The organism is Streptomyces sp. NPDC056948 (genome assembly GCF_042674225.1).
Classification (GTDB): Bacteria; Actinomycetota; Actinomycetes; order Streptomycetales; family Streptomycetaceae; genus Streptomyces; species Streptomyces purpurascens.
The window spans coordinates 1-1,742 of record NZ_JBHUQX010000781.1 but is presented as its reverse complement, the minus strand read 5'-3'; the positions used below and the strand labels follow the sequence as shown (position 1 = coordinate 1,742).

Below are 1,742 nucleotides of genomic sequence, written 5' to 3'. Positions count from 1 at the left end.
GGCCCCCTCCGGCCGCACCCCACGCGTCCCCCGAGTCGGCCGTCCCGCCGGTCCGGTCGTGCAAGATCCTTCCGCGCCAGTCTTGTGCAGCCGGACCGCCGAAGGGAACATCCGCCTGATGCCGATCTTCGACGGATTGATAGCGGAACGCCTATCAATGGAGGCCGGCGAAATTCGCTGGGGCGCCTGTCTCCCGCCCCATACCCTCGCGACATGCCACGACCCCACGGATTCAGCTACGAGCAGCACGGCGGCGGAACCGTCCGCATCACCCACCACGGCCGCCCCGCCACCACCCTGAACGGCCCCCGGGCCGCCCAGTTCCTCGCCGAGGTCGAGACCTCCGACCCCCAGCTCGTCATGGCACGCTGGACCGGCAACTACAAGCGGGGCAACGAACGCACCGCACGCGATCATCCCCGCAATCGCCGTTGACCCGATTGGACTCAAGGTAAGGGAACGGCAAAACCGCCTCGCTCGTTCACCCGGCATGACAGCTATGACCCCCGGCTCGAACATCCCCCTGTCCGCCGCCCGCGTGACGGTGGACGTCGCCGCCCCGGTGCGGCTCGACGTATCGGGCCTGCTGCTCACCGCCGACGGCAAGGTGCGCTCCGACGACGACTTCATCTTCTACAACCAGCCGTCGGGCCCGGGCGTGACGTACCGCTCCGGCGGCGGCACCGCGCCCGACGCGATCATGGTCGACACAGCGGCCGTTCCCCCCGGCATCGAGAAGATCATCGTCACCGCCAGCCCGGATGCCGCGGGCCAGACCTTCCAGGGCGTCGAACCGACCGCCACGATCCGCAACGCGGACGACAGCTCCGTCCTGGCCTCGTTCACACCTCCGCAGCTCGGCAGCGAGACGGCCCTGGTGATCGTGGAGGTCTATCTGCGCAACGGCCAGTGGAAGGCCCGCGCGGTCGGCCAGGGATACTCCAACGGCCTCGCGGGCATCGCCACGGACTTCGGTGTCACGGTGGAGGAACCGGCCGCCGCGGCCCAGCCGGTGCCCCCGCCGCCGGCCCCGATGCAGCCGCCGGTCGCCCCGCCGGCCCCGCCCGTCACCACGCCCGCGGCACCCCCGGCCCCGGCCACGCCTCCCCCGCCCCCGCCCGCGGCCGCGGCCGGCACCGGGAAGATCAACCTCGACAAGGGCCGCATCAACCTCCAGAAGAACCAGACCGTCTCCCTCGTCAAGGGCGGCCGCCCCCTGCTCTCGCAGGTCAAGATGGGCCTCGGCTGGGAGCCGGCGTACCGCGGCAAGGACATCGACCTCGACGCCTCGGTCATCGCCTACGGGCCGCAGCGCAACCACATCGACAGCTGCTACTTCGGCAAGCTCCAGATCGTGGGCGGCGCGATCAAGCACTCCGGCGACAACCTCACGGGTGAGGGCGGCGGGGACGACGAAGTGATCATGGTCGACCTCGGCCGGCTGCCGCAGGAGGTCACCGGCCTGGTCTTCACGGTCAACTCCTTCTCCGGCCAGAAGTTCACAGAGGTCGCCAAGGCCTACTGCCGCCTCCTGGACGGCACGACGGGCGAGGAACTGGTCCGCTTCGACCTCACCAGCGCCGAGCCGCAGACCGGCGTGATGATGGCCAAGCTGATCCGCCAGTTCTCCGGCGAGTGGGACATGACAGCGATGGGCGACTTCGTGAAGTCCCGCACGGTCAGGGGCATGGTCAAGCCGGCAGCCCAGTCCTTGTAAAAAGCAGTTCCCCGCGCCCCTGAAG

General features: G+C 69.9%; 2 protein-coding genes. Both read left to right on the top strand.

All coding sequences use genetic code 11. From position 1 onward, the window contains the following. Positions 1-213: 213 nt before the first annotated feature. On the top strand, positions 214-435 hold the full coding sequence (locus ACFTZL_RS44670) for a hypothetical protein (RefSeq protein WP_382596304.1): 222 nt from the start codon (positions 214-216) through the stop codon (positions 433-435). Between the two features lie 64 nt (positions 436-499). Continuing rightward, complete coding sequence (locus tag ACFTZL_RS44665; protein ID WP_382596306.1) at positions 500-1,717, top strand: TerD family protein; 1,218 nt, start codon at positions 500-502, stop codon at positions 1,715-1,717. Positions 1,718-1,742 lie beyond the last annotated feature (25 nt).